General features: G+C 67.5%; 29 protein-coding genes. 16 read left to right on the top strand and 13 right to left on the bottom strand.

Features of this window, described 5'->3' with window-relative positions; genetic code table 11:
- Positions 1 to 31: 31 nt before the first annotated feature.
- Positions 32 to 1,069 (bottom strand): aldo/keto reductase, encoded by a 1,038-nt coding sequence (locus tag BME24068_RS03185; RefSeq protein WP_174925119.1) that lies wholly within the window; start codon positions 1,067 to 1,069, stop codon positions 32 to 34.
- Positions 1,070 to 1,199: 130 nt separating this feature from the next.
- Between BME24068_RS03185 and BME24068_RS03180 the strand changes: the two genes are divergently transcribed.
- The 6 genes from BME24068_RS03180 (at position 1,200) to BME24068_RS03155 (ending at position 6,840) form a co-directional block, all read left to right on the top strand.
- The gene (locus BME24068_RS03180; protein WP_174925118.1) at positions 1,200 to 2,087 is read left to right on the top strand and encodes a LysR family transcriptional regulator; all 888 of its coding nucleotides are present in this window, start codon (positions 1,200 to 1,202) and stop codon (positions 2,085 to 2,087) included.
- A 186-nt stretch (positions 2,088 to 2,273) separates the two neighbouring features.
- Positions 2,274 to 2,573 (top strand): ArsR/SmtB family transcription factor, encoded by a 300-nt coding sequence (locus tag BME24068_RS03175; protein ID WP_040139054.1) that lies wholly within the window; start codon positions 2,274 to 2,276, stop codon positions 2,571 to 2,573.
- Positions 2,574 to 2,593: 20 nt separating this feature from the next.
- Positions 2,594 to 3,946, top strand: a complete 1,353-nt coding sequence (locus BME24068_RS03170; protein WP_174925117.1) for a pyridoxal phosphate-dependent decarboxylase family protein — start codon at positions 2,594 to 2,596, stop codon at positions 3,944 to 3,946.
- Between the two features lie 118 nt (positions 3,947 to 4,064).
- Positions 4,065 to 5,288: a Zn-dependent hydrolase gene (locus tag BME24068_RS03165; RefSeq protein ID WP_096500695.1), complete on the top strand. Its 1,224-nt coding sequence runs from the start codon at positions 4,065 to 4,067 to the stop codon at positions 5,286 to 5,288.
- Between the two features lie 127 nt (positions 5,289 to 5,415).
- Positions 5,416 to 5,883 (top strand): cupin domain-containing protein, encoded by a 468-nt coding sequence (locus BME24068_RS03160; protein ID WP_174925116.1) that lies wholly within the window; start codon positions 5,416 to 5,418, stop codon positions 5,881 to 5,883.
- Positions 5,884 to 6,018: 135 nt separating this feature from the next.
- The gene (locus BME24068_RS03155) at positions 6,019 to 6,840 is read left to right on the top strand and encodes an SDR family NAD(P)-dependent oxidoreductase (protein ID WP_096500693.1); all 822 of its coding nucleotides are present in this window, start codon (positions 6,019 to 6,021) and stop codon (positions 6,838 to 6,840) included.
- A gap of 119 nt (positions 6,841 to 6,959) precedes the next feature.
- Here BME24068_RS03155 and surE read toward each other — a convergent pair whose 3' ends face one another.
- The 3 genes from surE to BME24068_RS03140 all read right to left on the bottom strand — a co-directional run bounded on the left by surE (position 6,960) and on the right by BME24068_RS03140 (position 8,965).
- Positions 6,960 to 7,739 (bottom strand): 5'/3'-nucleotidase SurE, encoded by a 780-nt coding sequence (gene surE, locus BME24068_RS03150; RefSeq protein ID WP_096500691.1) that lies wholly within the window; start codon positions 7,737 to 7,739, stop codon positions 6,960 to 6,962.
- A 196-nt stretch (positions 7,740 to 7,935) separates the two neighbouring features.
- Positions 7,936 to 8,238, bottom strand: coding sequence for an AzlD family protein (locus tag BME24068_RS03145; RefSeq protein WP_162826153.1), 303 nt, complete (start codon positions 8,236 to 8,238; stop codon positions 7,936 to 7,938).
- Positions 8,228 to 8,965 (bottom strand): AzlC family ABC transporter permease, encoded by a 738-nt coding sequence (locus BME24068_RS03140; RefSeq protein ID WP_098554568.1) that lies wholly within the window; start codon positions 8,963 to 8,965, stop codon positions 8,228 to 8,230. The genes BME24068_RS03145 and BME24068_RS03140 overlap by 11 nt, the downstream gene beginning before the upstream one ends.
- Positions 8,966 to 9,090: 125 nt before the next feature.
- On the opposite strand from BME24068_RS03140, the gene BME24068_RS03135 reads away from it, so the two are divergent.
- Together BME24068_RS03135 and BME24068_RS03130 are read left to right on the top strand one after the other, a co-directional pair.
- Positions 9,091 to 9,549: an Lrp/AsnC family transcriptional regulator gene (locus tag BME24068_RS03135; RefSeq protein ID WP_096500687.1), complete on the top strand. Its 459-nt coding sequence runs from the start codon at positions 9,091 to 9,093 to the stop codon at positions 9,547 to 9,549.
- A gap of 225 nt (positions 9,550 to 9,774) precedes the next feature.
- The gene (locus BME24068_RS03130; protein ID WP_174925115.1) at positions 9,775 to 10,344 is read left to right on the top strand and encodes a hypothetical protein; all 570 of its coding nucleotides are present in this window, start codon (positions 9,775 to 9,777) and stop codon (positions 10,342 to 10,344) included.
- A 193-nt stretch (positions 10,345 to 10,537) separates the two neighbouring features.
- Here BME24068_RS03130 and BME24068_RS03125 read toward each other — a convergent pair whose 3' ends face one another.
- The 6 genes from BME24068_RS03125 to BME24068_RS03100 form a co-directional block, all read right to left on the bottom strand.
- A complete protein-coding gene (locus tag BME24068_RS03125) occupies positions 10,538 to 10,825 on the bottom strand; it encodes a helix-turn-helix domain-containing protein (RefSeq protein ID WP_096500685.1) in 288 nt (95 codons plus the stop codon).
- Positions 10,812 to 11,237 carry a type II toxin-antitoxin system RelE/ParE family toxin gene (locus BME24068_RS03120; protein WP_239007621.1) on the bottom strand — a complete coding sequence of 142 codons (426 nt, stop codon included), beginning with the start codon at positions 11,235 to 11,237 and terminating at the stop codon, positions 10,812 to 10,814. The genes BME24068_RS03125 and BME24068_RS03120 overlap by 14 nt, the downstream gene beginning before the upstream one ends.
- 142 nt (positions 11,238 to 11,379) lie before the next feature.
- The gene (locus BME24068_RS03115) at positions 11,380 to 12,012 is read right to left on the bottom strand and encodes a LysE family translocator (RefSeq protein WP_174925114.1); all 633 of its coding nucleotides are present in this window, start codon (positions 12,010 to 12,012) and stop codon (positions 11,380 to 11,382) included.
- Positions 12,013 to 12,188: 176 nt separating this feature from the next.
- Entirely contained in the window at positions 12,189 to 13,049 is an 861-nt protein-coding gene (locus tag BME24068_RS03110; protein WP_174925113.1) for a protein kinase family protein, read from the bottom strand.
- Between the two features lie 50 nt (positions 13,050 to 13,099).
- On the bottom strand, positions 13,100 to 13,432 hold the full coding sequence (locus tag BME24068_RS03105; protein WP_096500677.1) for a DUF2322 family protein: 333 nt from the start codon (positions 13,430 to 13,432) through the stop codon (positions 13,100 to 13,102).
- A gap of 120 nt (positions 13,433 to 13,552) precedes the next feature.
- Positions 13,553 to 14,257 (bottom strand): flavin reductase family protein, encoded by a 705-nt coding sequence (locus BME24068_RS03100; protein ID WP_174925112.1) that lies wholly within the window; start codon positions 14,255 to 14,257, stop codon positions 13,553 to 13,555.
- Between the two features lie 230 nt (positions 14,258 to 14,487).
- Here BME24068_RS03100 and BME24068_RS03095 point away from each other — a divergent pair, with 230 nt between their 5' ends.
- Complete coding sequence (locus tag BME24068_RS03095; RefSeq protein ID WP_096500673.1) at positions 14,488 to 14,814, top strand: thioredoxin family protein; 327 nt, start codon at positions 14,488 to 14,490, stop codon at positions 14,812 to 14,814.
- A 10-nt stretch (positions 14,815 to 14,824) separates the two neighbouring features.
- Entirely contained in the window at positions 14,825 to 15,244 is a 420-nt protein-coding gene (locus tag BME24068_RS03090; protein WP_174925111.1) for a secondary thiamine-phosphate synthase enzyme YjbQ, read from the top strand.
- A 54-nt stretch (positions 15,245 to 15,298) separates the two neighbouring features.
- On the opposite strand, the gene atsR is transcribed toward BME24068_RS03090, so the two are convergent.
- From atsR to BME24068_RS03075, 3 genes are read right to left on the bottom strand one after another with little or no spacing between them, the layout of a single operon-like run.
- A complete protein-coding gene (atsR, locus tag BME24068_RS03085; protein WP_174925360.1) occupies positions 15,299 to 17,110 on the bottom strand; it encodes a hybrid sensor histidine kinase/response regulator AtsR in 1,812 nt (603 codons plus the stop codon).
- Between the two features lie 15 nt (positions 17,111 to 17,125).
- Entirely contained in the window at positions 17,126 to 17,626 is a 501-nt protein-coding gene (locus BME24068_RS03080; protein ID WP_096500671.1) for a putative pterin-binding protein, read from the bottom strand.
- A 42-nt stretch (positions 17,627 to 17,668) separates the two neighbouring features.
- Positions 17,669 to 18,541: a response regulator gene (locus BME24068_RS03075; protein ID WP_174925110.1), complete on the bottom strand. Its 873-nt coding sequence runs from the start codon at positions 18,539 to 18,541 to the stop codon at positions 17,669 to 17,671.
- A 359-nt stretch (positions 18,542 to 18,900) separates the two neighbouring features.
- Here BME24068_RS03075 and BME24068_RS03070 point away from each other — a divergent pair, with 359 nt between their 5' ends.
- The 6 genes from BME24068_RS03070 (at position 18,901) to BME24068_RS03045 (ending at position 26,363) form a co-directional block, all read left to right on the top strand.
- Positions 18,901 to 19,488 carry a tetratricopeptide repeat protein gene (locus BME24068_RS03070; RefSeq protein WP_174925359.1) on the top strand — a complete coding sequence of 196 codons (588 nt, stop codon included), beginning with the start codon at positions 18,901 to 18,903 and terminating at the stop codon, positions 19,486 to 19,488.
- 120 nt (positions 19,489 to 19,608) lie between these two features.
- Positions 19,609 to 20,436, top strand: a complete 828-nt coding sequence (locus BME24068_RS03065; RefSeq protein ID WP_096500665.1) for a hypothetical protein — start codon at positions 19,609 to 19,611, stop codon at positions 20,434 to 20,436.
- 117 nt (positions 20,437 to 20,553) lie between these two features.
- The gene (locus BME24068_RS03060) at positions 20,554 to 21,570 is read left to right on the top strand and encodes a hypothetical protein (protein WP_174925109.1); all 1,017 of its coding nucleotides are present in this window, start codon (positions 20,554 to 20,556) and stop codon (positions 21,568 to 21,570) included.
- 397 nt (positions 21,571 to 21,967) lie between these two features.
- Positions 21,968 to 25,048 (top strand): ATP-binding protein, encoded by a 3,081-nt coding sequence (locus BME24068_RS03055; RefSeq protein ID WP_174925108.1) that lies wholly within the window; start codon positions 21,968 to 21,970, stop codon positions 25,046 to 25,048.
- A 121-nt stretch (positions 25,049 to 25,169) separates the two neighbouring features.
- Positions 25,170 to 25,358: a hypothetical protein gene (locus tag BME24068_RS03050; protein WP_096500661.1), complete on the top strand. Its 189-nt coding sequence runs from the start codon at positions 25,170 to 25,172 to the stop codon at positions 25,356 to 25,358.
- 330 nt (positions 25,359 to 25,688) lie between these two features.
- Positions 25,689 to 26,363 (top strand): response regulator, encoded by a 675-nt coding sequence (locus BME24068_RS03045; RefSeq protein ID WP_174925107.1) that lies wholly within the window; start codon positions 25,689 to 25,691, stop codon positions 26,361 to 26,363.
- Positions 26,364 to 26,370: the final 7 nt, after the last annotated feature.

The following is a 26,370-nucleotide window of genomic DNA, read 5'->3' as shown; positions in this document are numbered from 1 at the left end:
CGTGTCGGCGTGCGGCGGCGCGCTCGCCGGCTTACCCGCGCATCGGCGGGTTGAGCCGCGCGAACGCGTCCTGCCGGCGATACGGGAAGTACGGATACGGCGCTTCGACCGCACTCGCCGCGTCGAGCGTCGCGATCTGCGCGTCGGTCAGCGACCAGCCGACCGCGCCGAGGTTCTGGCGCAGCTGTGCTTCGTTGCGCGCGCCGACGATCACCGACGACACGGTCGGGCGCTGCAGCAGCCAGTTCAGTGCGATCTGCGGCACGGTCCTGCCGGTTTCCTCGGCGATCGCATCGAGTGCATCGACCACGTCGTACAGCCGTTCTTCGTCGACCGGCGGCCCGAAGCCGGCCGTGTCGTGCAGGCGGCTGCCTTCGGGCAGCGGCGCGTTGCGCCGGACCTTGCCGGTGAGCCTGCCCCAGCCGAGCGGGCTCCACACCAGCGCGCCGAGACCTTGATCCGCGCCGAGCGGCATCAGGTCCCATTCGTAGTCGCGGCCGACGAGCGAGTAGTAGACCTGGTTCGCGACGTAGCGCGACCAGCCGTGGCGATCCGCCGCCGCGAGCGACTTCATGATTTGCCAGCCGGCAAAATTCGATACGCCGATGTAGCGCAGCTTGCCCGCGCGCACCAGGTCGTCGAGCGTCGACATCACTTCCTCGACCGGCGTGGCCGCGTCGAATGCGTGAAGCTGCAGCAGGTCGATGTAGTCGGTGTCGAGCCGGCGCAGCGCGTCGTCCACCGCGCGGATCAGCCGCGCGCGCGACGTGCCGGCGTCGTTCGGGCCGTCGCCGGTCGGCAGGCCCGTCTTGGTCGAGATCAGCACCCGGTCGCGCCGGCCGTGGATCGCGGCGCCGAGCACGCGCTCGGATGCGCCGTCCGAATACACGTCGGCCGTGTCGAACAGGTTCACGCCGGCTTCGAGGCAGATGTCGATCAGCCGGCGCGCTTCGTCGACGCCCGTGTTGCCCCATGCGCCGAACAGCGGGCCGGCGCCGCCGAACGTGCCTGCGCCGAAGCTCAGCACGGGAACCTTGAGGCCGGAGCGGCCGAGCGTGCGGTATTCCATGTCGTGTGTCCTCTCGTCGTCGGGGAGCCGGCGCAGGCGTGCGTCGGCAAGGTCGATCCTCACTGTAGCGCTTGCGGTTCGTCCGGATAATTGGGCAGACTTCGAAAATATCATTCGGAGAAAGCGAAGAATGCTGCTCGATAATCTCGCGCTGTTCCTGCGCATCGTCGAGAAGGGCGGATTGGCCGCGGCTGGCCGGGAAGTCGGCCTGTCGCCGGCGACGGTCTCCGAGCGGCTGACCGCGCTCGAGAGCTACTACGGCGCGGCGCTGCTCACGCGCACGACCCGTGCGATCAGCCTGACCGACGAGGGCCGCACGCTGGTCGCGGGCGCGCGGCGCCTGCTCGCCGAGGCCGACGAACTCGAAAGCCGCGTGCGGCTCGGCGCGCAGACGCTGTCGGGCCCGGTGCGGCTGAGCGCGCCGGCCGATCTCGGGCGGGCGCGCGTCGTGCCGGTCGTCGACGCGTTCCTGGCCGAGCATCCCGGCGTCACGATCGATCTGCACCTCGGCGACGGTTACGTCGATCTGGTCGGGCAGGGGCTCGACTTCGCGATCCGGCGCGGCACGCTCGCGGACAGTGCGCTGCGCAGCCGCTTGCTCGGCCGTTCGCGCCGCGTGGTGTGCGCCGCGCCCGCGTATCTCGCCGCGCACGGCACGCCGCGGCACCCGGATGAACTCGCCGCGCACGACTGTATCGTGATGCGCTTCGGGCAGGAGCTGTATGCCGAATGGCCGTTCCGGATCGACGACGACCTGAGACGCGTGATGGTGCGCGGCCGGCGCGTGGCCAACGACGGCGCGCTGGTGCGGGCGTGGTGCGTCGCGGGGCACGGCATTGCACTGAAGTCGCTGCTCGACGTCGAGCAGGACCTGGCGTCCGGCGCGCTCGTCGAAATCCTTCGCGATTTCTCGCCGGGCGAAGTCGACTTGCAGATCGTCTATCCGGGCGCCGGCGTGCAGCCGCGGCGCGTGCGCGCACTGATCGAACGGTTGACGCAGGCGCTGACGGCGGCTTGATCGCACACCGGTCGCGCCGGATCGGGCGCGCTCCCATGCCGGCTTTCGACGTCGCCGTGTCGCATACGATGCTTCGACGTCCGGCTCGGCCCGAACCCGACGACGAACGTACACACGATCCAGTCAACCCGTTGCTCACGTTTCGTCATTTAGCTAATATTCGAAACGTTAAACGAGGCCGAACCCATGGACGACGTCACCCGCATCAGCGCACTGGCCAACGAAAGCCGCCTGGCCGTGATGCGCTGGCTCAAGCAGCCGCGCAAGCATTTCCCGCCGCAGCCGCACGGCGACTTCGACGAACTCGGCGTGTGCTGCACCTACATCACCGAGAAGCTCGGCATCGCGCCGGCGACGACCACGCGCCACATGCGCATCCTCGCGGATGCCGGGCTCGTCCGGGCGACGCGCGTCGGCAAGTTCACGTATTACAAGCGGATCGACGATGCGCTGCATCGACTGGGCCGCGACCTCCTGCAACTCTGATCTTCACAGAGGCAATCGACATGGATGAACTCGCTCTGCTGTCCGACGCCGACCGGCGCGCGCATGACTACCTCGCAGCGGCGGACGACCGGCGCGCGTATCCCGACGCCGCCGCGCTGGCCGGGCTGGCCGCATTCGACGAGCCGCTGCCCGATACGGGCCGCCCGGCCGACGACGTGCTGCGCCTGCTCGACGAGCAGGGCACGCCCGCGACCGTCGCATCGAACGGCCCGAACTACTTCGGGTTCGTGATCGGCGCGACGCTGCCCGCGGCGGCCGCGGCCGAGCGGCTGATGCTCGCATGGGACCAGTGCGCGTCGTCGTTCGCGAATTCGCCGGTGGCCGCGACGATCGAGCGGCAGGCCGCGCGCTGGGTCGTCGACGTGCTCGGGCTGCCGGAAGACAGCGCGGTCGGCTTCGGCACGAGCGCGACGGCCTGTACGCTCGTCGCGCTGGTCGCCGCGCGGCGCGCGCTGCTGGCGCGCAAGGGCTGGAACGTCGACGAGGACGGCCTGATCGGCGCGCCCGAAGTGAAGGTCGTGCTCTCCGAACTCGCGCACATCACGGTGAAGAAGGCGCTGCGCGTGCTCGGTTTCGGGATGAAGCGCCTCGTCGTCGCACCGGTCGACACGCATGGCCGGATCGATCCCGCGCAATTGCCGCCGCTCGACGACATGACGATCCTGTGCGTGCAGGCCGGCGAAGTGAACACCGGCGAGTTCGATCCGTTCGCGACGCTGATTCCGCGTGCGAAAGCCGCCGACGCATGGGTGCACGTGGACGGCGCGTTCGGCCTGTGGGCGCGCGCATCGGCGAAGCGCGCGCTGACCGACGGCATCGACGGCGCGGACAGCTGGACCACCGACGGTCACAAATGGCTCAACACGCCGTACGACGGCGCGATGGTGATCTGCCGCGACGCGGCCGCGCTCGCGACCGCGATGAACAGCGACGCCGTCTACCTGAGCGGCGCGCAGGATGCGCAGAAGAACCTGAACCTCGAATTCTCGCGGCGCGCGCGCGGCATTCCCGTGTGGGCCGCGTTGCGCTCGCTCGGCCGCGCCGGCGTGGCGACGATGGTCGAGCGGCATTGCGCGCAGGCGTCGCGCGTCGCCGACGGGCTGCGCGCGGCCGGCTACGACGTGCTCAATCGTGTGGTGCTGAACCAGGTGCTCGTGCGCGCCGGCACCGACGCCGAGACGCTCGCGATCCTTCAGGCCGCGCAGGATTCGGGCGACGTGTGGTTCGGGCAGACCGTGTGGCAGGGGCGGCCGGCGTTCCGGATCAGCGTGTCGTCGTGGCGCACCGGGGACGAACACATCGATCGTCTCGTCGCACTGCTGACGAAGCTGCGCGGCGTGCACGTGGGTTGACGCTGCTTACGTGTGGTCGGCCGCGCCCGGGAGGCGCGTCGACACCGCCGCGATGAAATCCGGGATTTTGCTTATCGGGCCGAGCGTATATGCTCGGAGCTTTTCAGGAGCGGCCACGATGATTCTCGTTCACCAGCAACGGCTGTGGGATTCGCTGATGGAGATGGCGACGATCGGCGCGACCGCGCGCGGCGGCAGCTGCCGGCTCGCGCTGAGCGCCGACGAAGTGCTCGGCCGGCAACGCTTCATCCGCTGGTGCGAGGAAGCCGGATGTGACGTCCGCATCGATCCGATCGGCAACGTGTTCGCGCGCCGGCCCGGCACACAGCCCGACGCGCCGGCCGTGATGTGCGGCAGCCATCTCGACACGCAGCCGCTCGGCGGCCGCTTCGACGGCGTCTATGGCGTGCTTGCCGGGCTCGAAGCGATTCGCACGCTGAACGAGCATGGCGTCGTCACGCGCCATCCGATCGACGTCGTCGCGTGGACCAACGAAGAGGGCTCGCGCTTCACGCCGGGCATGATGGGCTCGGCCGTCTATGCGGGCACGCTCGATCTCGACTACGCGCTGGCCCGGCCGTGCATGCAGACGGGCGTGCTGCTGCGCGACGAACTCGCGCGCACCGGTTTCGCCGGCCGGGAGCGCGAGCGGCAGATGCCGAAGGCCTATTTCGAAGCGCATATCGAACAAGGCCCGGTGCTGGAGAATGCCGGTGTGCCGATCGGCGTCGTGACCGGCGTGCAGGGCATCTACGAACTCGACGTCACGGTGACCGGCTTCGAGTCGCATGCGGGCACGACGCCGATGCGCGTGCGCCGTGACGCGATGGGCGTGGCGGCCGCGATGATCGCCGCGATCGTCGAGCATGGGCACGCGTTCGATGCCGATGCGCGCGTGACCGTCGGCCACGTCGCGTGCCAGCCGAATTCGCCGAGTACGATTCCCGGGCGGGTGCGCTTCAGCGTCGACGTGCGCCATCCGTCGCAGCCGGCGTTGCAGCGGCTCGTCGCCGATATCGCAGCGATCTGCCGCGAGCGCATCCCGCTGCGCGGCACGCAGGTTCAGGTGCAGACCATCGCCGAATACGAGCCGGTGGTGTTCGATGCCGATTGCGTCGCGCGCGTGCGGCAGGCGACGGTGGCCGCCGGCTATCCGTATCTGGAGATGTGCAGCGGCGCGGGGCACGATGCGGTGAACCTGTCGTACGTCGCGCCGAGCGCGATGGTGTTCGTCCCGTGCAAGGCGGGCCTGAGCCACAACGAGGCCGAGGATGCCGATCCGCGGCACCTCGCGCAGGGCGCGTCGGTGCTCGCGAACCTGCTGGCCGATTGCGCGCGGTAGCGGGGCGCGGCAACGCGTGCGGACGCGTTTCTCGTCTGCGTGAAAATGTCGGACAATGGCGCGGCATGTGCGCCGCGCCGGCCCGGGCGGCGCGTTCAACCGCTGCATTCACGCTGACGAGATCCCCATGTCCATGACACCTCCCCGGGAACTGCTGAAAGCCGCTGACATCGCGAAGATGGAACCGACGCGCGCAGTGCATTCGCTGAATCCCAATGCCGTTCTCCTCAAAAGACAACTCAGCGACCTGACGGGCCTCACGCAGATCGGTACCCATCTGCTCACGCTGATGCCGGGCAGCGAGTCGTCCGAGTATCACCGTCACCTGTACGAAGAGGAATGCACCTACGTGCTGTCCGGCACGGGCGTCGTCACGATCGGCGAGCTTCGTCACGACATCGGCGCGGGCGACTTCCTCGGCTTCCCGCGCGGCGGCGAAGCGCACGTGCTCGAGAACACGGGCGATGCGCCGCTCGAACTGCTGATCATGGGCCAGCGCCTCGAACACGACGTGTGCGAATACCCGCGAATCGGCAAGCGGCTGCATATCGCCGGCGAACTCGAAGACTTCGTCGAACTGCCTGCGCGCTCCTGAGCGCGGGTCGCCGGGCGCGCACCGTTTCCGGTGCGATCCCTTCCGCGCGATCCGGATGGCAGTGGCCGTCATGTTCGCTCGCGGTCGCGGCGTCGCGCTTATGATGCGGGAACGCCACCGACAGGATTTCATGCCATGGACGCGCCGCATCCGCCGATGAACGCCCCGGTTCCCGAAACGGAACCTGAAACCGAAACCGTCGCCGAGCCGCGTGCGGCGCGCGTGCAGCGGCCCGTCGCGCTCGTCACCGGATCGACGTCGGGGATCGGCGCGGCCATCGCGCGCCGCCTGGCGGCGGACGGTTACGCGGTGATCCTGCATTCGCGCAGTTCCGCCGACACCGGCCGCGCGATGGCGCGCGAACTTGGCGCGGCCTACGTGCAGGCCGATCTCGCCGACGATACGGCGCGCGTGCGATTGATCCGCGATGCGCTCGCGGTGCACGGCCGCCTCGACGTGCTCGTCAACAATGCGGGCGTCAGCCGCGTGATTCCGCACGACGATCTCGCCGCCGCGACGCCCGACGTGTGGCGCGAGATGCACGAGATCAACGTGATCGCGCCGTTCCGGCTCGTCGCCGAAGCGCAGCCCGCGCTGCTCGAAGCGGCGTCGCGCGGGCGTGCCGGTTGCGTCGTGAACGTCAGCTCGCATGCGGGCGTGCGGCCGAAGGGCGCGTCGATTCCGTATGCGGCGGCCAAGGCCGCGCTCAATCACACGACACGCCTGCTGGCGCGCACGCTCGCGCCGGCGATTCGCGTCAATGCGGTCGCGCCGGGGCTCGTCGATACGCCGCTGACCGCCGACTGGACTGAAGCGCGGCAACTCTGGCGCGAGCGGGCGCCGATGCGCCGCGCGGCGACGCCGGACGACGTCGCGCAGACGGTTGCGATGCTCGTCGCGTCCGATTACGTGACGGGCGAGATCGTGATGCTCGACGGGGGCATGAATCTGACGTGACGGAGGGCGGTTGACGGGCGGTGTTGATCAGGGCGGTTGATGCGACGCGGCGGCCTCGTGCCCGCGTCACCCGCCGGCGGCGAAGCCGCCTGGCGGTTTCACCGTCCCCGGTCTCGAAGTCAGCCGAGCGTCGACCGCAGCCGCGCGAGCGCCTGGTCGTGCGTGCGTTCGAACTTCAGCGGCGTGACGGCGATATGGCCTTCGCCGAGCGCGGCCGTTTCCGAATTCGCATCGTCGTCGCGCGGCCCGCGAGCCAGTTTCAGCCAGTGGTATTCGATGTCGCGCGGATCGCGCCCCGACACGATCTCGACGCCCTGCAGCGTGCCGGCGCCCTGGTTCGTCACCTTCAGGCCGCGCACGTCGTCGGCCGGCCGCGGCGGGAAATTCACGTTCAGGCACGCGTCGCTGTCCCAGCCGGCCGCGACGAGCCGGCGAATCACGTCCGGCGCATGCGTGAGCGCCGTATTCCACGGCACCGCGTTGCGGTCGCTGAACGCCTGGCTCAGCGCGATCGCCGGCACGCCGACCAGCATGCTCGTCATCGCGGCGCCGACCGTGCCGGAGAACACCGTTTCGGTGCCGAGGTTCGCACCGCGATTCACGCCGGACAGCACGAAGTCGGGCCGCGCGTCCTTCATCAGGTGGCTGACCGCGATCGCGACGCAATCGCCCGGCGTGCCGCGCACCGCGAAGCGGCGCTCGCCCTTGCGATGCACGCGCAGCGGCTCGTGCAGGCTCAGCGAATGCGACGTGCCGCTCTGGTCCTCGGCCGGTGCGACGATCCAGACTTCGCGCGCCAGTTGCGTGGCGACTTGCTCGAGCACTTCAAGGCCGGGAGCGTCGAATCCGTCGTCGTTGGTGAGCAGGACGCGGTCGAACAGCGGGCGGGTTTCTTGCATCGGGACGATCCTCGCGGGTAGGCAGTGAGAGGGGACAGGCATCGCGGGTACATCCGCAAGGCTAGCATCCCGTTGCGGCGCGTGTCGTGTCGAGCGCGGCCGCACGCGGCACGCGCATGCGAAAACGGGCGCATGGCGCGCCCGTTCCCCGATTCGAGAAACCGCCCGTGCGGCGGGTCGGAACCGCGTTCGCGCGTTACCCGAGCCAATGCCGCAGCAGGCCGGCCGATGCGACGCCGACGATCACGGTCGGCAGGATCGACAGGCGTGTCGCCGCGAGCAGCGTGACGGCGAGCGCGAGCAGGTCGGCCGGACGCGTCGACACGAAGGCCGGTGCGATCACCGAGATCAGCACGCAGCCCGGCACGTTCTCCATCACCGACGCCATTCGCGGGCTCAGCGTGCGGTTGCGCAGCAGCACGTAGCCGAGCACGCGCGACAGGTAGGTCGTCGACGCCATCAGCACGATGGTCGCCACCGTCGCGAAATCAGGCAGCATCGCGCGGCTCCCACAGCAGCGCGGCGATCAGGCCCGCGCATGCACCGGCCGCGACGTACCACGCGCCGGGCACGGCCAGATGGGTGGCCGCCGCGACGACGAGGCTTACGAACCACGGACGGCTCGCGCGCATGCCCTTCCACATCCCGCGCAGCAGCACCAGAAACACGGCCGTGAACGCCATGTCGAACCCGTACTGCTCGACGTTGCCGATCGTCGGGCCGACCGCCGCGCCGAGCGTCGTCATCGAGATCCACGTCAGGTAGAGCCCGGAACACACGCCCGCGTAATACGGGACGCTGATATGCGTGGCCGAGCGGGAGCGCGCGTCGGCGAGCGACATCGCCCAGCTCTCGTCGCACATGAAGAACAGCGCGGCGAACGCGCGGCGGCGCGGCAGGCGCCGGATATACGGTTCGAACGCCGCACCCATCAGGATGTGGCGCGAATTCACGAGGAACGACATCGCGACGATCAGCGCGATGTGCGGCGGCGACGTCCACAGATGGATCGCCGCGAATTCGGAGCCGCCGCCGAAGTTCAGGCCCGTCATCATCGGCACCTCGAACAGGCTCAGCCCTTTTTGCGCGGCCTGCGCGCCGAGCACCAGCGCGAACGGCACGAAACCCAGCATGACGGGCAGCGCCGCGCGCAATCCGCGACCCATCTCGGCGACATAGGCGGGCTTGTCGCGAAGCCCGGACGACGTTGAAACGCTACTGCTCATTACTCCTCCTTCTGGGACGAGGATTGTCTGCTTTTTTGACTCGAATCGGGTTGCGTTGCGGACCAACATTTCGGAGAATTTGGCATCAAACGTGTGATTCGAGATTTTTTTGGAATTGGATGCCAATGAAGCTGGATGCTATCGACCGCCGGATCCTGAGCGCGCTCCAGCGCGACGGCCGCATGCAGAACGTGGAACTCGCGCACGAGGTCGGGCTGTCGCCGTCGCCGTGCCTGCGCCGCGTGCGGCTGCTCGAGGAAGCGGGCGTGATCGAGAAATACGTGGCCGTGCTGAACCCGGCGAAGGTCGGCAAGGGGCTGACGATCTTCACGCGCGTCTGGCTGAAGGGGCAGGACGCGGGAACCGTGAACCGCTTCGCCGAGGCCGTCCGGCAGATGCCGGAAGTCGTCGAGTGCCATCTGATGGCCGGCGACTGCGATTTCCTGCTGCGCGTGGTGGCGGCCGACATCGACGACTATCGGCGCTTCCAGATGGAATACCTGACGCGTATTCCGGGCGTGCTGAGCGTGAAGACCGACATCCCGATGCAGCAGATCAAGCTCACGTCGGCGCTGCCGACGTAACGCGATGCGGGCGGATGGCGAAGGCGGGAAGAATGGTCATCGGCCGGTGACAATCGCCCGATAAACTGGCAGGACAAGCCGCTTCGCCGCACACCGGATGCATCGCTTTCCGGCGTTCCGCGTGCAAGCAACTAACGGTCAACCGCGTGGCGATCGGACGGGCGCGATGCGCGGCGTTCTTCGCAGGTCGGTGCGTTGTCGGTGCGTTTACTCGTCGGGTCGCGCATGCAGCCATTCAATACTCCGTGGAATTCGCTGGAAATCGTCAAGCTCGTGCTCGGCGTGCTGACGCCGTTGTCGGTCGCGTGTCTCGGCTGGCTCGTCGCGCGCCGGCTGAAGCGGCTCGAACTCGTGCAATGGACCAACCAGCGGCTGATCGAGAAGCGGCTCACGCTGTACGACACGGTCGCGCCGCAGCTCAATGCGCTGCTGTGCTTCTACACGTGGATCGGCTACTGGAAGGACATCTCGCCGGACGACGTGATCCGCGCGAAGCGCGAGCTCGACCGCACGTTTCACATCTATCGCTACTTGTTCGACGACGACGTGTACGACGCGTATCACACGTTCATTCACGCGCTGTTCGAGATGCACACGGGGCCGGGCCGCGATGCGCGGATCCGTTCGCTGATCCAGGCGCCGGACGGCGACCGCAGCGTGCACGGCACGTATGAATGGAAGCCGGCATGGGCCGAGCGTTTCTCCACCGCGAACGTGACCGACAAGGCCGACGTGCTGGAGCACTACACGCGGTTGATGGAGCGGCTGCGCGTCGCGCTCGGCGCAAATCGCTGAACGCCGCTCGCTCGTTGCTCGGTGCTTCTCGCGCGCCGGCATCGGAATCCGCTACCGGCGGCGCGGATCGATCCTCTCTCGCGCGCAGCGGCGGCGGCTGACGTGCTCACGGCCATCACCACTCGCGCGAGGTGCGCATGCTTGTCGACCCGGATGCTTCGTCGTTCATGATCCGCCGGCCGGGTGCGGCGACTCAAGCGAACGAGATCACGAGTTTCTTGCCGCAAGCGGTTGCGTACTTGCGCAACGTATCGATGGACGGTGAATGCTGGCCCGTTGCGAGCGCGCGCTCGAGGCGCGTCACCGCCGGTGCCTTCGTGCCCATGCGCTCGGCCACATCGGCTTGCGACAGCCCGGCGGCGCGACGCGCGGCCAGCATCGCGTCGAGCAGTGCGAGGTCTTCGCGGTTCAGCCGTTCGTATTCGGCGCGCACCTCGGGGTCGGACAAAGCGCGTTCGCGCAGGGCCTTATACGTTGCCATCTTGAACCTCCTTCAGTCGGCGGCGCGCGGTTTCCAGTTCTTTCCGTGGCGTCTTTTGCGTCTTCTTCACGAAACAATGAAGCATGACGATACGCCGGTCGACGATCGCGCAGTAGAACACTCTGGCGATGCCTTCGGCACCCTTGAGTCGCATTTCGTACAGCCCGTTGCCCATCGACTGGGTGTGCGGCTCGCCGAGGTTCGGGCCGTACTGCTCCATGCGGTCGGCGAGCGCGAAAAAACGGGCGAGCAGCGTCTTCGGTAACGTGATAACGCCCGTTTCCACGCGCGCATCGAAGAACTGAATCTCATACGCAGTAGCCATCATAGTAACAAATATGTTATGTGGACGCAAGCGCGATTTCCGGCCGCGGCTGCGAATGCAGGCGGCCGGGCGCGTTCGCGACGTCATGACGTCGCTCGAGGGGCTCGACTAAAAGGGGAAAGGCCCGACCGCATTCGAGCGGGCCGACGCGCGCGAGGCGCGATGCGGTGTCAGTGCGGACAACGTCCGTTGAAAGAACCGTCCGGGGCGATGGCAGCCGGCGACAGCGTCAATTCCGCCCGGCCACCGCAAGCCGCGCGGCCAACCCCACGAACACCGTGCCGAGCAGATACTGCGGCAGCTTCGACGGCCGGCGGCGCGCGCCGATCCGCTGGGCCAGCCGGCTCGCGGACAGAATCACCGCACCGTTGACGACGATCCCGATCAGGTTGAGCACCGTCGCGAGCACGAGAATCTGCACGGCGATCGATCCGTGCTCGGGCCGCACGAACTGCGGGAACAGCGCGAGCACGAACAGCGCCATCTTCGGATTCAGCAGGTTCGTCGTCAGCCCCTGACGGAAAATCGCGCCGGTCGAGCGGCGACGTTGCGACGCAACGGGCGATAGCGCGGTCGCATCCGAGCGGAAGGTTTTCCATGCGAGATACAGCAGATAGGCGGCGCCCGCGAAGCGCACGGCGTCATAGGCGATCGGCACCGCGACGAAGAGCTGCGACAGCCCGAGCGCGGCCGCGAGCGCATGGCAGTACGTGCCGGCCTGGATGCCGGCGAGCGTGGCGAACCCCGCACGGCGGCCCTGGCTCACGCTGCGCGATGCGATCAGCAGCATGTCGGGGCCCGGTGTGGCGGTCAGTGCGAGACACGCGCCGGAGAACAGTGCGAGCGTGGAGAGGTCGATCATCGGAGTCCCTTTGGGCTGGAGAGGCGTGAAAGGGAGGCCAGTTTAGGAGCGTCGGCCGCGAAGGGCAATCGACCGAACGGCCGATGATTCGACGCGCCGGCACGGCGGGTGTCCGACGGATTCTGCCGATTGCCGGGACGACGCCCGCACGACGCCGGCTCGATCGCCCGCGCCGGTTACTGCTTCCTGCAAGCCACCTGGTAATCGATCACGGTATTCGCGGACGGCGTGTCCGGCTCGCCGCCGACCGTGGTCACGCCGAGCACGCCGGCCGCGCTTCGATACCGCAGCGCGCAATAGCCCATGCCGGTGCCCGAGCACGCTTCGGCTTCGATGATCCCGTGTTTCGCGAGCGTCGCCGCGCCGTCCATCGCGTCCGGCTTTTCATGCGGCCGCAGCGGCTGCCAGCCGTGCGCGATCAGGATCTTGCGCGCCGCGTCGAGCGGCTTCCCGTACACGTTGGGCACGACCGCCCGCCCATGACAGTACGTCCGTTCGGCGGCGACCGCGGTCAGCCGCAAGCCGCCGTTCTCTTCTCGCAGCTCGCCGACGGGCGGCGCCGGGCCGTCGCCGCCCCAGACCAGCAGCGCGCCGCTTTCGAGCGGATCGACCGAGCCGAGTTGCCAGCGGGCCGCACGCGCCGTGTAGCCGAGCGCGACGAGCGCTGTGCCGTCGAACACGCCGATGTTGGCGTGGCGCGCATAACAGATCGCGCTCGTTCCCGGCTTGAACCCGCTCGCGAACGTGACGACCGTGTAGCGGCCGAGCGGCGCCTCGGACGTCACGAGCCAGCCGAGCTTCGCGACGTCGCGGCCGGCCGCGGTGGCGGCCTTCACGCGATATCGCGCGCAAAATTCGTCGAGCGAGCCGTTCTCCGGCGAGCGCGGCAGCGTGCCGAGCGGAACCAGCGACGCGCCCGCGATATCGGACGCCGTCCGCAGCGTATCGGCCGCCGCCGCGCCGCTGACCGCGACACACGCGAGCGCCGCGATCGATGCGATGCGGCGGGCAAACGGCTGGGCATGAATGCGGGGCACGTGATCTCCGGGAAAAGCGGGCGGCGGCACGCCTGCCCGTCGCGCGCGACTCAGTCCTTCGCGACCACGTCGATCCGCAGCGCTTCGCCGCCGGCGACGATCGCCAGCAGTCGATCGACGTTCGGATGCGCGCCGGGGCGGTTGCGCGCATCGGCGGTGTGTTCCGCGAACACGGCGAGGCCGTGCTCGGCCGCCTTCGCGTCGAGCGTGCCGAACGCCTGCTTCAGATAGTTGTACACCGCGAGCGAGCCTTGCTTGCCCGGCTGGTTCTCGATGCTGGCGACCACGTCGCCGTTGGCGCCGACGAGATCGATGCGCGCGATGCCGTCGATGGCCGGCAGTTGCGCGAGGTTGTCCTTGAATACTTGGGTCGGTTGAATCACTGGAAACACTCCGTCGGTTCGGTCATGGGCCAATCAGCATGGCCGGCCGTATCTTATCCGATGGCGTCGCGGGCCGTGCCGCGCAGCGTTCCGCCGGCGGCCCGGCGGGTCCGGCGCGCGTCATCGCGGCGCGGCATCCATCGACATCCCCGCGTCGCGCGAGCGTTCGACGTCGGGGCTGCGATACGCGCGCTCGGGAATCTCGGCGAGCCGCGACGTATGCACCTGATGCGGCGCAAGGCCGTAGAACTTTTGAAAACTCATGATGAGCGGCGACCATTTGTCGGGATCGATGCGGTCCGGATGGCCGTCCATCAGCAAGTCCGGATGCACGTGCACGCGCTGGATGCGCACCTCGAACACGCGAATGCGGCCGCGCAGCTCGGGCGTGTCGTCGCCGATGCCGTGCGTGGCGGCGACCACCGCTTCCAGATGCACCGGGCATTCGAGCGCACGCGGCGGCGCGACGCTCAGCGAGGCCGTTTCGGTGAGCCCGGCCGTGCCGAACTTGTCGGGTTCGTGGACATAGCCGCGCGCCAGCTTCGATTCGGGCACCGGGTCCGTGCCCGTCGTGCGCGCGATCCGGTCGACCGCATGCGCCTGAGCCGACGACGGCAGGTTCAACACGCACTCGCCGGTGCGCAGCAGGTTCTGCGTGGTCTGCGAACTGGCGGCGAGCCCGAGCATGCAGCGCCAGCCGAGCCAGAAGGCGGACGACATCGGCGCGAGATTGGCCGTGCCGTCGGGGTTGAGCGTGCTGATCAGCACGACGGGCGTGCCGAAATAGAGGATGTTCGGTTCGGTGACGCGATGCGGAGCGTTCATGGTCGGTCCTTCGTCGACGGGATCAGTCCGCATGCTGATCCCGGCGCGGCCGTGCCGCGCTCCGAATCTTGTCGTGTCATTCGACTGGCAGGCGCGTGCCGGCCCGCCTGCGCCCGCCCGAGCGCCGTCGGCATCGCGCGCGCTTTTCCGCTAGAGTGGGAGATCACCGGTCGCGCACGCAGCCCGCACGGGCGCGCGGCGGCCACTCCGCCATTGCACACGAGGGCCCGATGGACATTGAGCAACGCTACACCGCCAACGCACCGACCCGTGCGGAAGTCGACGCACTGGCCGGTGCCACCGTCATCGAATTCGGCACGAACTGGTGCAGCATCTGCGCGGGCACGCAGCCCGCGATCGTCGCGTCGTTCTCCGCGCATCCGGCCGTGCGGCACCTGAAGATCGAGGACGGCCCGGGCCGTCCGCTCGGCCGTTCGTTCGGCGTGAAGCTGTGGCCGACGCTGGTGTTCCTGCGCGACGGAGTCGAAGTCGCGCGCGTGGTGCGCCCGGCCGACGCGAAGCAGATCGAAGCGGATGGCTTCGCGGCGCTCGCCTGAGGTCGCGATCATGCAACAGGCCATCACGCACGTCGGTGTCGATACGCGCGGCAGCGGCCTCGTCGAGTTCACGCCGCAGGTGCGGGCATTCGTCGACCAGCAGGCGATCCGCACCGGCCTGCTGACCGTGTTCTGCCGCCATACGTCCGCGTCGCTGCTGATCCAGGAGAACGCCGATCCGTCGGTGCAGCGCGATCTCGAACGCTACTTCGCGACACTCGCGCCCGAGGACGATACGCGCTACGAGCACGACACCGAAGGCGCCGACGACATGCCCGCGCATCTGCGCGCGGCGCTCACGCAGGTGCAGCTGTCGATCCCGGTCGAGCACGGACGCATGGTGCTCGGCACCTGGCAGGGCATCTACCTGTTCGAGCATCGCCGCGCGCCGCACCGGCGCGACATCGTGCTGCATCTGATCGGCGAGTAGACGCGGAGCTGAAGCGGGCGCGGCCGACGCCGCACGCAACCCTACCCGCCGCGTTCAGCCGAGCAGCTTCTCGACGAGTGCGCCGAGTTCGCTCAGGTGAACCGGCTTCGGCAGGAATGCGTCGAACACGCGCCGGTTCTGACGCAGCGCGGCCGATTCGTATGCGCTGACGCCGAGCAGCGACGGGAACCGCCCGTCGCCGTCCGGCTGCGCGACCGTCCGGATCCGCTGCGCGACTTCGAAGCCGCTCAGGTCCGGCAGTTCGAGATCGAGCACCACGAGATCGTAGTGTCCTTCGCCGAAACGCGTGATGCCTTCGTGCCCGGTGCCGCACAGATCGGCGTCGAAGCCCAGTGCGGACAGCATCGCGCCGAGCGTCTCGCGCGCGTTGTCGTTGTCGTCGACCACGAGCGCACGCCGATTGCGATGCGTGGCGACGGCGGCCCAGGCGGGCGCGTCGCCGGCCGTTTCGGCGACATCCGGCGTATCGGCCGGCAGCGTCACGACGAACTCGCTGCCTTCGCCGACGACGCTGCGCACGTCCACATGGCCGCGCAGCGTCGTCACGATTTCGCGCACGACGGCGAGCCCCATGCCGATCCCGTCCACGTGCAGGCCGACCGCGTCGTTCGCGCGGTAGAACGGCTCGAAGATTTTCGGCAGGTGCTGCTTCGCGATGCCGGCACCCGTGTCGCGCACGGCGAGCTTCAGTTGCCGGCCGGCCGGCGCATCGGCGAGCGCGATCGATACGCGGACCGATCCGTCGAGGGTGTACTTGACCGAATTCTCGATCAGGTTCGACAGCACCTGCCGCAACAGCTTGCGATCGGAGCGGATCGCGAGATCGTGCGGCTCGACCTGCTGCACGACCTCGATCCGCCTGGCCGCGATCTTCTCGCGCAGCGGATCGAGCACCTCGGCGAGCAGCGACGCCATGCCGACCGTCTCCGATTCGGCGAGGCGCTTGGTGGAGCGCAGCTTGATGTAGTCGGTCAGATCCTTGACCAGCGCTTCGAGCGACGACGCGGAATTCTGCAGCCGCCGGATCGTCTTCAGGTTCGCATCGGACTGCGGCCGCGCAAGCAGGATCTCGATCGACCCGCAGATCGCCTGCAGCGGCGTGCGCAGCTCGTGGCTGACCATCCCGAGGAACGCGTTCTTCGCCTCGATCATCTCGAACGCGCGATCGGATGCCTTGCGTTCCGCGTCGAGCGCCGCGTCCTGCCGCTCGAGCAGGTCGTCGCGCGTACGCATCGTATAGAACAGCAGCAGGAACAGCGCGCACAGGATCACGCCGAGGATGATGCCGAGCGACAGGATCGCGCGCTGCTTTTCCTTCAGCTGATGGAACGTGAAGTCGCGCTGCGCCATCTCGATCGCGCGGAAGTAGTTCGCGAGGCCGTTGACCTTCGGCCAGTACCGGTCGACCTCGTCCATCACGCGCGGCGCACCCTTCGGCGCGTCGCGCAGCGCTGCCACGTCGTGCTTCAGGTGCGTCATGAATTCGCCGAGCACCGCGATTTCGTCGCGCGCGCGCGGGATGCGCAGCCAGTATTCGGACACCTCGGACGGCCGCTGCAGGAACCCGAACGACACCGACAGGCTGTCGAGCTGCATCTGCACGTGATCGAAGTTGTCGTCCACGTGCGTCGCGTAGAGGATCAACTGGCGGTCGAAGCGCGTATAGACGTTGCGGTATTGCGCGGCGGTCCAGAACACGCCTTCACGCGGCCCTTCGAGCCCCCCCTCGTTGACCGACGTCGCGAGCAGGTCCGACAGCAGGAACGCCCACGCCGCGAATCCCATGATCCACAGCGTTCCCAGAACCACGATGATTTTCTGGTTTTTCCATCGTCCGCGCCTCAGCCTCATGTCGCGCGCTTACTTCACGGTCAGGCCGATGATCTGCCACGCGAACTTCGCTTCGCCGAGCGGCGTCTTCAGTTCGTCGGGATACTGGTCGCGCGGATACATGACCCACAGCGGGCCGTAGTTGTCGTTGTCGAGCACCTTGCCGTTCATCGTGCGCGCGAGGATCACGCCGTACTTGTCGGCGTCCGAGACGGGGATCGTGAACGTGTATTCGTCGATGCAGCGGAACTCGATCTCGGTGCCGTGCGCGTCGACCGTCTTCAGCACGTCGGACAGGCTCGGGCCGGTGAAGGTCGACGTCGGCGTCCAGCTCGTCGACGTGACGATCGTGTGCTGCGGCAGCGCCATCAGCGCCTGCTCGGAAAAGACGAACGACGTTTTGCCGGGCTGGTTGCTGCGGCCGATGCTGCCGTCGACGGTGAACGTGAAGGGCGCGGCCCAGCTCGCGGCGGCCATGCCGAGCAGGGCCGCCGCGGCCACGCTCTTGATCCACATCGTCGAAACTCGCATGTCTTTTCCTCGTTGGTGTAATGGTTGGTTGTCGTTGGGGTGTCAGTTCGGCACGGCGGCGGCCGGCAGCGCGATCTTCAGTTCGCGCGCCACTTCGGCGAACAGGATCGGCAGGCGCACGGGTTTTTCCTCGCAGCGCGCGTTGTAGTGCGACACGATATGCGCGATCTCGTCCTCGCTCGCTTCGCCGGTCGAGATCTTGCCGGTCAGCAGGAAGATCGGCGCACCGCCGTTCTCGCTCGAGCGGATGCCGCGCACGAGATCGGCGGCCGTCTGGTCGCCGAGCATCCAGTCGAGGATGTAGCCGTCGAAATCCTCGACCTCCAGCGCCTTGCGGAACGATGCGCCGTCATAGTACGGGATCGCATTCACGCCCTTTTCGATGAAGTATTCGCAGAGGGTTTCGGCGACGTCCTGCGAATCGTCGACCACCGCGATGCGAGCCGCATACACGTTCGGCTGGCTCGAGCGCAGCTCGATGACGTCGACCGGATACGTGCGCCCTTCGCGCGCGTGCTGGCGTTCGGTGACGATCCATTCGCCCTGCCACTGCAGCGCGACGAAATCCGTTTCGATCTGGCTGCTGGCCTTCGTCGAGATCGCCGCGCGGCAGCGAAAGCGGCGCGATTCGATCACGAGCGTCGCGTCGATCATCTCGGCGGCGGCGGGCTGCGCGCCCTTGTCGTCGAGCAGGAACGCGGGCGGCACGCCGAAGTGCGTCGCGATGTCCTGCAGCTGCGACAGGTTCCACGGGATCAGGCCTTTCATCTTGCGCGTGACGACCGAGAAACTCAGGCCGAGCACGTTCGCGATCGTCGTGTTGTGACTGCGCGGCGGAATGCCGTTGCGCGTCAGCAGATCGCGCACCTTGGTGGCGGTGATGAGATCGACGTTGGCCTGCTCGCTATTGGACATCTTGAAGGGGTCTCCCGGGTTTCAGCGACGAAGAGGATATTCAAAAGTGACGCGATACGCAAACTTTGAAATCACAAATCACCTTGACATGCCATATTTCTTCATTATTATTGCTCACCACGTCACTATTGTTTGTCGCGTCAGGTTTGAAAGCTGATGTCGACAACAGTCGGCACAGCGAAAAGCGGCTGCGACGAGGTGACTGAACGATTCGAAAGAGAACCTGAGAGAGCCTTGGACTGCGTGTCGGCGTTGGCGGATTGTATTCGCCTCGCCGCGCGCAAACCGGGTGCGCGCTCGCGGGGGTGAATGGGGCGCGAGACAGTGCGGCGCAGATAAAACGTGGGGAAGACAAAAAAATGGTTCGCCGTTTACTTGCACCGGGGCTGCTGTTGCTATTGGCCGCGTGCGCGCAGGATCCGTCCGTTACGAGCAACACGGTGCGGATCTGCGATGAAACCGGTTGTTTTGATCGTCCAAAAGATCAGGTGTCCTATCAAAAAAGGGACGATTCGGACGACCGTGAAGACCCGCGCATCGTATCGCTGAAGCAGGCCGCGAAGACCCAGCCGAAGGCCGCCTACGACCTCGGTCTGCGCTATTTCCGCGGCGACGGCGTGCGCCAGGACAGCTACCAGGCACTCAAGTGGATGCGTGATGCAGCCGAGCGGGGCGATCTGCAGGCGCAGAAGGCGCTCGGCAGTTTCTATCTGTTCGGCCTCGAGGAGATGGGCTCCGATCCGCGCGAAGCGGACAAGTGGCTGTCGATCGCGGCGGCCCGCGGCGACAAGGAATCGAAGAAGCTGCTCGAGCTCGCCCGCAAGGCCAAGAAGGAAGACGAAGAAGACTGGAAATGGCGCACGCAGTGGCGTGACGTCTATTACGGCTATTGGAATTCGGGCTATCCGTACTACGGCGTCTGGCATCAGACGTACTGGTACTACTGACCGGGCCGACAGCAACGGGGGCTGCAGCGGGGAGACCACCATCGCGCGCCACGCCGGGGGGCTTATCGAAGTTCGCACGGACACATAAGCCGAACAACGACTCTATCGATCGACAACGACATGAAGACCATCCTTTCCCAACGTCTTACTCAAGGTGCGCTGGTTGCAGCGCTTTGCGCGTCCGTCGCCGGCTGCGGCGGTGTGGTGACGCCCGGCGGCCAGAATGCCGGCGTGACGGGTGCCGCCGCCGGCGGCACCAGCGCCGGTGCCGATTCGGGCCTGCAGCGCTGCACGTCGCCGCTCGGCACGATCGCCGTCGACGACGGCCGCAATGCCGACTGGTGGGGCCCGTTCGGCAGCGCGACCAAGATGACGACCATCGACCCGCTGCTGCGGCTGGCCGTCCAGCAGTCCAACTGCTTCGTGATCACGTCGATCGGCAACCAGAAGAGCGACGCGCGCCTGTCGCGCATCACGCAACTGCAGCGCAACTCGGGCGAATACCGCGCGGGCTCGAAGCAGCACAAGGGGCAGCGCGTCGCGGCCGACTACTACATGGAACCGCAGATCGTCATCAACGATTCGCCGATCGGCGGCATCGGCAGCATGATCGGCGGGCTGATCGGCAACAGCGCGGTGGCGGCGGTGGCCGGCCACCTGCAGACGAAGGCATCGGTCGTGACGCTGACGCTGTTCGACGTGCGCTCGGCCGTGCAGATCGCGGCATCCGAAGGCAGCTCGACGGCGACCAACTACGGCGCGGCGCTCGGCGGCTTCGGCGGCGGCGTGGGCGGTGCGCTCGCCGGCTTCTCGTCGACGCCGGAAGGCAAGGCGACGGTTGTCGCATTCATCGACGCGTACAACAAGATGGTCGTCGCCCTGCGCAGCTACAAGGCGCAGGACGTCAAGGGCGGCCTCGGCCGCGGCGGCCAGCTGCAGGTCAACTGACGCTCCCGGGCCGGCGGTGAATGCCGCCGGCCGATTTCCGGTACATGACCGTCCGTGCGCGCGGCGCCGTTCGCGCGTACCGGCTTCGTTCGTTCTTTTCGCTTCGAGGTGATCCCGATGAAAGCTGCCGCACTGATCGCACTGACCTGTCTGGCGCTGACCGCTTGCGGCGGCGGCGACGACAATGCCTCGCCCGCCACGGACGGCGGATCGGGGACGAGCAACAACGGCGGCAGCGGCGGTAACGACAGCGGCAACGGCGGATCCGGCGGATCCGGTGGCTCGGGTGGCTCGGGCGGCAGCACGCTGACGTGGCGCTACGATGCGCAGACGCCCGCGGCGGACGGCCCGGGCTTCCTGACGCTTCTCAACAGCGAAGGCGCGAAAGGCTATCGCTACCTGGGCGACTTCTACTACGATCCGGCCAACGGCGGGACGCGCTCGATCTTCGTGAACGACGGCACGGCGCAGACCTACACGTATCAGCTGCAATCGCCGCCGACGGACTGGCCGGGTTTCCTCGGCCAGGCCAACGGGCAAGGCGCGAACGGCTACCGCTACGAAGGACCGTACGGTTTCGGGTATCTGTATCGCAAGGACGGCGGCTCGTCGGCCACCTACACGTATGCGACGACGGGCCTTCCGGGCGACCCGAACGCATTCCTCACCCAGGCGAACGCGCAGGGCCAGTCGGGCTACTGGTTCTTCAGCGCGATGGTCGTCGGATCGGTGCAGGCGAACGTGTACATGAAGAACAACGCATCGAACGCGACCTATACGTACGATGCGCTGGCCCCGGCGACGACCATCAACGACTTCATCGCGCAGGCCAACAGCGAAGGCGCGAAAGGGTATCGCGCGAAGGGCGGGCAGGTGTTCGGCAGCACGATGTCGTGGATCTACGTGAAGGACCAGACGCAATCGCCGACCTTCGCGTACCAGTCGGCCGCGATCCAGTCGACCGGCGCGAACTACGTGCAGCAGGCGAACGATTTCGGTGCGCAGGGTTCCGCTTACCTGAGCGATATCGAGTTCGGCACCACGCCGCCGCTGGCGATGGCGTCGTACTATTTCAAGCCGACGAATTGCACGGGCTTCCTGTGCACGGTGCTGAATCCGCTCACGCAGAACTGAGCGGGCGCTGCCCGCACAACGACGGCGCGCGGGCCGATCCTGTCCGGATGCCCCGCGCATGTCGAATCGGGTGCCGCCGATGCGCCGCCTCGTTCGCGGACGCATCTTCTGCCGGCGGGAGGGCGTTTCGTGCGCGTCCGCGACCGTGGCGACCGGGCGAAGCGACGTGTCCGGCCGGACAGGTGCCCGACCCCCGATTTCGCCGACAACCTTCGTTCAAGTTCAAAACAATCATTCAAAAAGATCGGACGTGTACTAAAAGGATAATGCACACCTGATTTTCGCAGTGCCGTTTGGCATGATCGGGATATCACTATCCCGAATGTTTTCATCGTGACGGCCGGTCCGGCAGGGAATCCGCCGTATGTCCGCGCTCCGGGCGCCGTCACGCCGAGCCATGTCATACAGCACGCTTCAGTCGATTCGCCGCTACCAGAGCATCTCGATGTTCGGGGGCGGCATCGTCGTCACGATCCTGATCCTGATCGCCTGCGGGCTCGGGATCACGTCGATCGTATACGGCTACCTGGACGGCGAACGGCGCAATTTCCTGAACGGCGTCGAGGAAGCTGCCGACGAGGTGCAGATGGCCGAGACGTCGTTCCGCAACGGCGTCACGAACACGCAACTCATCTGGCGCGAGATCGACCCGGCGCCGGCCGACGTCACGAACGCATTCTTCGCCCACGGCCAGCAGCTCGCGATCAAGCCGTATCCGTCGCTCGTGGTCGGCGTGCCGGGGCAAACCGCACAGCGCGACGAGGTCGCGCGCTATCTCGCGCTGTCGTTCCTGCTGTCGCGCATCTGCGCGGCGAGTTCGATCAATCGCGGGCGTACGCTCGAGGGCTATCACTACAGTACGCGCACGGGGATGTTCGGCTTCGTGCCGCACCTGGCGCGCGACAATCCGGCGCTCGCGTCGACCGATGCGCGCGCGCATGTGCTCGACGCGCTGCGCGTCGATTTCGACGGCCCGCCGCCGGCCGCGAACGACGGGCGGCCGAACGTCCGCTGGTTGCCGCCCTACGTGAATCCCGTCACCGGGCAGGCGCGCATCCGCGTGGCCGCCGAGGCGCGTGCCGACGGCCGGCCGTTCGCGGTGCTGGTCACCGAATACGCACCGGAATACCTGCTGTCGTGGCTGTCCGGGCGTGCGCCGGCCGGCACGTTCTTCATCGCGTCGGCGGACAACCGGCTGATCGCGATCGATCCCGACGTCGAGCGCACGAACGCGCTGACCGAGCACTTGTTGAGTCTGGACGTCGCGCGCGAGGGCCATGCGTCCGGCGAGCCGTTCTTTCGCGACGGCGCGATCGTGTTCGGCAGCAAGCTCTCGGCAACCGGCTGGACGATCGCCTATGCGCTGTCGTGGGCCGACGTCATGGCCGGCATCGGCGTGCAGGCGGGCGCGCTCGCGGGGGCGACGCTCGTCGCGATCGTCGTGATGTGGCTGTTGCTCGTGCGCTTCCACCGGCGCGTGCTCGTGCCGGTCTATGCACGCTCGGCCCGCGTGTTCGACAGCGAGGCGCTGTGTCGCAGCGTGATCGCGATGGCGCCGGTCGGTATCGGTCTCGTGTCGCTGTCCGACCGGCGCGTGATGCTCGCGAGCGACGCGCTGACGCAGATGCTCGTGCCGCACGGCGGCGATCACCACGCGCTGTCCGCACAGGTGCTCGAGAAGTACGACGCGTTCGTCGCCAACGGCGGCGTCGGCCGGGCGATGATGACCGAGTTCACGCTCGATGCACGCGGCGAGGCGCCGCTGCATCTGGAGGTCATCGCGCACAGCGCACGCTACCAGGGCGAAGACGTGCTGATCGCGGCGTTCGCCGACACGAGCACGCAGCGCCGGCTCGTGCATCAGCTCGAGGAGGCGGTGCGCGCGGCCGATTCGGCGAATGCGGCCAAGTCGTCGTTTCTCGCCGCGACGAGCCACGAGATCCGCACGCCGCTGAACGTGATCCTCGGCAATCTCGAACTGCTTGAGCGCACGGCGCTCGCTGCGTCGCAGCACAGCCGCGTGCGGACGCTGCGCGCATCGGCCGAAGGTCTGCTCGCGATCGTCAGCGACATTCTCGATTTCTCGAAGATCGAAGCCGGTGCGATGTCGGTCGAGTCGATCGAGTTCGACGTGATCGCGGTGATCGAGCGCGAGCTCGCGGCATTCGCGCCCGTCGCCCGGGCGAAAGGGCTGCCGCTATTCGCCGATATCGATGCGAGCGGCGAGCAGCGGATGCGCGGCGATCCGACGCGGCTCGCGCAGGTGGTCGGCAACCTGTTGAGCAACGCGATCAAGTTTACGAGCGAAGGGCGCATCGTCGCGCGCGTGGCGGTCGGGCGCAATGCGCGCGGCGCGCTCGAGCTCGCGATCGGCATCGAGGATACGGGCATCGGGATCGACGTCGCGCAGCAGGCCAGGCTGTTCAAGCCGTTCTCGCAGGTTGACGCTTCGATCACGCGGCGCTACGGCGGCACGGGGCTCGGGCTCGCGCTGTGCGATCGGCTGGTCGAGGCGATGGGCGGGACGATTTCGGTCGACAGTACGCCGCGCGTCGGCAGCCTGTTCACCGTACGCTTGCCGTTGCGCATGGGTATTGCGCCGAAATTGCCGGTCGGTGCGCGTGCCGGTGCCGGCAGGACGCTGATCGTCGTGTCGCCGGAGGACGCGTGGCGTACGTTCGCATTTCCGCATCTGCGCGCATGGGGTTTCGACGTCGCGATGCATTCGAACCCGATCGGGATTGCCGCCGGGTGCGTCGCGCGTGCGCACGCGATCGTGCTCTTCGGCGATTCCGATCAATGGCGGCGCGAGGCGCTCGACAGCCTCGGCGGCGCTACGCCGGTCGTGCTGGCTACGCCGGACGGCCCGCTGCAGCCGGACGTCGCGGGCCGCACGATCCGCGTGTCGAGCTATTCGCTGAACGGGCTGCGCACGGCGATCGAGCAGGCGCGCGTCGTGAGCGCCGGACAGCGGCGCCAGCCGGCCGGCGAAGCCGGTGACGCTCGACCCGAAGCGGCTTCCGGTACGCGTGTGCCGCGTGTGCTGGTTGCCGACGATGCGGCCGTCAACGGCTCGATTTTCCGCGAGCAGCTGGATGTGCTCGGCTGCATGGTGCGATGCGTGTCGTCCGGCGGCGCGGCGCTCGACACGCTCGTGACCGGCGAGTGGGACGCGTTGCTGCTCGGTGCCGACCTGCCCGACATGTCGGCCCGCGAACTGGCGGAAGCGGTTCATGCGCGCGCCCTGCCGTGCGACATGATCGTCGTGGCATCGGATCTCGCACCCGACGACGCCAGGCGTTATGCGGCATCGAAGGTGGAATGCGTGCTGACCAAGCCCGTGACGCTGGCGGACCTGCGCCGGAGTGTCGCGCGCATCGCGCGGCGGCGCGGAATCGCGTTTCCCGCGGATGCGGCGGACGAGCGGCCGACGTCGAGAGCGATGGCGGCCGCGGCGGTGCACGGGCCGGGACGATAAAAGAAAAGCGACACCACGGCGGCGTCGATCGTCTGTGTCAAAGCGGGGAAGGCAGACACGCCGCATCGCTCCGGTGTCGCGTGATTTCGACTGAAGAAGGAAGGGTAAGGCCGTGCGCTATATGGGAAAGGTGTTCGGGCTGCTGCTGGGATTCGCGACGTTGCCGGAGAAATCCAGACGGGATTTCCTGACGAAGCTGAACGAATTCATGATGATGTCGCCGTCGCAGAAGCGGCGCGCCATCACCGAGTGGCAGCACGCCACGGATGACGGGCCGGGCGAGCCGGACAAATCCGTGGTCAAGCGTTAGGCAGCGGCTTTCGCCGCTCAGCGGGACCGGGTGGATCGACGGCGTCGGGAGCGCCGCCGATCGGATGTGCGTGGGCGGCGGACCACCGAGGGTTTGTGCCGCAACGCCGTGTCGGGCGCGCCGGCTGGCGCGACGGCAGGTGCGCCGACGGGCGCAGACAACCCGGGTTCCACCACCGCGACGCAGAACCTGTCTATCATCTTAAAATTACGCTGCGCACCGCCCGGTTCGCTGAACGCCGCGACGCGACTGTGTTGCGGGATCGATTCGAAGCCTGGCGCGTCGCACAACATGGCACGTCGGGCCGCGTGTATCGGGAGAAGAATAGAGATGGATGAATTTTTTGTGCGGGTGATGGTGGCGGACGATCATCCTTCGTCCGCACTCGGGATGTCGCAGGCGCTCGCGGGCAGCAGCACGATCAAGCTGCTCGGCACTGTCTCGAATTCGACCGACCTCGTGGCGATGCTCGACGAGAAGCAGAGCGATGTGCTCGTCGTCGACTATGTCATGCCCGGCGGCAAGTATGGCGACGGTCTTTCACTGTTGTCGTTTCTCCAGCGGCGCTATCCGGCGCTTCGCCTCGTGACGATCACGATGATCGACAACCCGAGCGTGCTGCTCGCGATCCAGAAGCAGGGCGTCGGGTGCATCCTGAGCAAGTCCGATGCGATTTCGCATCTGGTCGGCGCGGTTCATGCGGCGTTCGTCGGCGCGAATTATCTGTCTCCGTTCGTCAAGCGGCTGCTGGAGGACTGCCGGCCGTCGGCGGGTACCCGTACGCTGACGGCCCGCGAGATCGAAGTCGTGCGGCTTTACGGGGCCGGCCTGACGGTCGGCGAGATCGCCGTCCAGCTTCATCGCAGCAAGCAGACGATCAGTTCGCAGAAGTCGAGCGCGATGAAGAAGCTCGGCATCGTGCGCGATGCAGACCTGATCCGCTATGCGAGCGAGGGCCAGCTGCCCGAATTGCCGGCCGACGATGCAGCGGTACGGCGCGAGTAGCCGCACG

Origin of the sequence: Burkholderia anthina, from assembly GCF_902498995.1 — a bacterium.
GTDB classification, from domain to species: Bacteria; Pseudomonadota; Gammaproteobacteria; order Burkholderiales; family Burkholderiaceae; genus Burkholderia; species Burkholderia anthina.
Note: the sequence above shows the minus strand (reverse complement) of the source record. Positions and strands in the feature narration are given on the sequence as shown.

Bases quoted from the DNA above. Each gene is read 5' to 3' on its own strand.
- BME24068_RS03185 (WP_174925119.1), bottom strand. From the start codon at position 1,069: ATGGAATACCGCACGCTCGGCCGCTCCGGCCTCAAGGTTCCCGTGCTG.
- BME24068_RS03180 (WP_174925118.1), top strand. From the start codon at position 1,200: ATGCTGCTCGATAATCTCGCGCTGTTCCTGCGCATCGTCGAGAAGGGC.
- BME24068_RS03175 (WP_040139054.1), top strand. From the start codon at position 2,274: ATGGACGACGTCACCCGCATCAGCGCACTGGCCAACGAAAGCCGCCTG.
- BME24068_RS03170 (WP_174925117.1), top strand. From the start codon at position 2,594: ATGGATGAACTCGCTCTGCTGTCCGACGCCGACCGGCGCGCGCATGAC.
- BME24068_RS03165 (WP_096500695.1), top strand. From the start codon at position 4,065: ATGATTCTCGTTCACCAGCAACGGCTGTGGGATTCGCTGATGGAGATG.
- BME24068_RS03160 (WP_174925116.1), top strand. From the start codon at position 5,416: ATGTCCATGACACCTCCCCGGGAACTGCTGAAAGCCGCTGACATCGCG.
- BME24068_RS03155 (WP_096500693.1), top strand. From the start codon at position 6,019: ATGGACGCGCCGCATCCGCCGATGAACGCCCCGGTTCCCGAAACGGAA.
- surE (WP_096500691.1), bottom strand. From the start codon at position 7,739: ATGCAAGAAACCCGCCCGCTGTTCGACCGCGTCCTGCTCACCAACGAC.
- BME24068_RS03145 (WP_162826153.1), bottom strand. From the start codon at position 8,238: ATGCTGCCTGATTTCGCGACGGTGGCGACCATCGTGCTGATGGCGTCG.
- BME24068_RS03140 (WP_098554568.1), bottom strand. From the start codon at position 8,965: ATGAGCAGTAGCGTTTCAACGTCGTCCGGGCTTCGCGACAAGCCCGCC.
- BME24068_RS03135 (WP_096500687.1), top strand. From the start codon at position 9,091: ATGAAGCTGGATGCTATCGACCGCCGGATCCTGAGCGCGCTCCAGCGC.
- BME24068_RS03130 (WP_174925115.1), top strand. From the start codon at position 9,775: ATGCAGCCATTCAATACTCCGTGGAATTCGCTGGAAATCGTCAAGCTC.
- BME24068_RS03125 (WP_096500685.1), bottom strand. From the start codon at position 10,825: ATGGCAACGTATAAGGCCCTGCGCGAACGCGCTTTGTCCGACCCCGAG.
- BME24068_RS03120 (WP_239007621.1), bottom strand. From the start codon at position 11,237: ATGACGTCGCGAACGCGCCCGGCCGCCTGCATTCGCAGCCGCGGCCGG.
- BME24068_RS03115 (WP_174925114.1), bottom strand. From the start codon at position 12,012: ATGATCGACCTCTCCACGCTCGCACTGTTCTCCGGCGCGTGTCTCGCA.
- BME24068_RS03100 (WP_174925112.1), bottom strand. From the start codon at position 14,257: ATGAACGCTCCGCATCGCGTCACCGAACCGAACATCCTCTATTTCGGC.
- BME24068_RS03095 (WP_096500673.1), top strand. From the start codon at position 14,488: ATGGACATTGAGCAACGCTACACCGCCAACGCACCGACCCGTGCGGAA.
- BME24068_RS03090 (WP_174925111.1), top strand. From the start codon at position 14,825: ATGCAACAGGCCATCACGCACGTCGGTGTCGATACGCGCGGCAGCGGC.
- BME24068_RS03080 (WP_096500671.1), bottom strand. From the start codon at position 17,626: ATGCGAGTTTCGACGATGTGGATCAAGAGCGTGGCCGCGGCGGCCCTG.
- BME24068_RS03075 (WP_174925110.1), bottom strand. From the start codon at position 18,541: ATGTCCAATAGCGAGCAGGCCAACGTCGATCTCATCACCGCCACCAAG.
- BME24068_RS03070 (WP_174925359.1), top strand. From the start codon at position 18,901: ATGGTTCGCCGTTTACTTGCACCGGGGCTGCTGTTGCTATTGGCCGCG.
- BME24068_RS03065 (WP_096500665.1), top strand. From the start codon at position 19,609: ATGAAGACCATCCTTTCCCAACGTCTTACTCAAGGTGCGCTGGTTGCA.
- BME24068_RS03060 (WP_174925109.1), top strand. From the start codon at position 20,554: ATGAAAGCTGCCGCACTGATCGCACTGACCTGTCTGGCGCTGACCGCT.
- BME24068_RS03055 (WP_174925108.1), top strand. From the start codon at position 21,968: ATGTCATACAGCACGCTTCAGTCGATTCGCCGCTACCAGAGCATCTCG.
- BME24068_RS03050 (WP_096500661.1), top strand. From the start codon at position 25,170: ATGGGAAAGGTGTTCGGGCTGCTGCTGGGATTCGCGACGTTGCCGGAG.
- BME24068_RS03045 (WP_174925107.1), top strand. From the start codon at position 25,689: ATGGATGAATTTTTTGTGCGGGTGATGGTGGCGGACGATCATCCTTCG.